This is a genomic window from Candidatus Obscuribacterales bacterium (genome assembly GCA_036703605.1).
Lineage (GTDB): Bacteria > Cyanobacteriota > Cyanobacteriia > RECH01 > RECH01 > RECH01.
The window spans coordinates 1-1,529 of record DATNRH010001104.1; the positions used below are offsets into that span (position 1 = coordinate 1).

Below are 1,529 nucleotides of genomic sequence, written 5' to 3' on the forward strand. Positions count from 1 at the left end.
CTGCAAAGCCCAGAACGTTTAGGCCGCTTTTCCAAGTTTAGTTGCTGGTGCTTTGCTACGGTTAACCGATGGGAGCGATAGCCGCTCAGCCGTAACGCTGACGCGAGTTTCAGCATCATGAGCAGCTAAGAAGCGGCTGAGATTATTGAGCATGTAGTTACTTTCTGCCAGCGAGCGCTCAGCCCCATCTCGGAAACTTTCGCGCGTTTTCTCAAATTCGGCAATCAGGGCAGCGCGATCGCCATCATGGATTAACTGGGCGAGACGAGCATAGGTGTCAACCAGACGTCCGACGGCAGCACGACGTTCGTCAGAGGCGAGTAAAATGTCAACATAGAGGGCAGCATCCTGCGCAACTAAGCGGCTAATCGTGTTGATTTCAGAACGATACAGTGGGCTAGAAAATTCAAAACTGCGCTCAATATCAATACCTTCCTCAGCATAGAATGTACCCAAGCTAAAGTTGGAGAAGAAGCGAATTGCCTGGACAGCTATCATCATCGAGTCATGTTCATCAGGGGTTGCGGGAATAAGATTGCCGCCATTTTCCTCGATCCAGTCTAAAACCCATTGGCATTGGGACATCTGCTGTCCCTCACAAACCACCACCTTTTGCCCCAGCAATGATGTAACCCCTGGGCCGAACATCGGGTGTAAGCCCACAACTGGCCCACGGTGGCTATCCAGCATCGCCTGCATCACCTCGACCTTAGTGCTAGCAATGTCGGCTAATACGGTGTGGGGAGCTAGGTATGGCCCTACTTGACGAGCCAAGGCAGCAGTTAGTTTCAGCGGGACACAGAGCAAAACTAAATCCGCTTGCCCTAACAAGACATCCGCCCGATCCCAGTCCTCCTGTTCCATGATGCTGACCGTATGGCCGGTGGCTGTAAACTGCTCACAGAACAGCTTACCCATTGCGCCCCGTCCGCCCACAATCGTCACTTGACGGCGATCGCTTCGTTGCTGAGGCTGAGCAGGAGCATCCGTAGCAAGCATCGCCATGCAATTGGTTACTAACGTCTTCCAGGTAAATTCTGAGATACCAGCCTCAGTGAGCAGGGGTTGCACGTCCGCAATTTGGGTTGTGATGCAGGGAGTATCCGAGGCTTGCAGCAAGGCAACGCGCTGTTGTAGCAGATGAATCAAGGCCTGATCAACAGACTGAAGGGTTTGAATATCTGTCATGATTCGTTCCTTTTGCTGGGAGAGTAATAAATGAGGGCACAGACGGCGATCGCTATCAAGATGGCGCGAGGAAAATGGAACCGAGCAAAGGATATTTTTTTGCTAATCTCAGTGACTTGGAATTCAGATGCAACGCTGTTTACCCTGAAATTCGTGGCATAGTAAACAGAAACGTTAGAGCCTGCTGAAACTCAAAGAATAGGACTAGGTATGGGTGCAGCCTAGATACCGTCGTTCATGAAGATAGCTTATATCTTAGAGGTTGCCGCGTAGAGACTGTTCTCGCTCAATTGCAACAAACAATGACTTAAAGTTTCCAGCACCAAAACCCCGAGAACCGT

At 50.6% G+C, this 1,529-nt stretch carries 1 protein-coding gene; it reads right to left on the bottom strand.

Annotation, left to right across the window (positions count from 1 at the left end):
• Positions 1-18: 18 nt before the first annotated feature.
• Entirely contained in the window at positions 19-1,188 is a 1,170-nt protein-coding gene (gene tyrA, locus V6D20_22925; GenBank protein HEY9818634.1) for a bifunctional chorismate mutase/prephenate dehydrogenase, read from the bottom strand.
• Between the last annotated feature and the right edge of the window lie 341 nt (positions 1,189-1,529).

What these genes read in the sequence shown, in the direction of transcription:
- tyrA (HEY9818634.1), bottom strand. Translation starts at nt 1,188, where the DNA reads ATGACAGATATTCAAACCCTTCAGTCTGTTGATCAGGCCTTGATTCAT.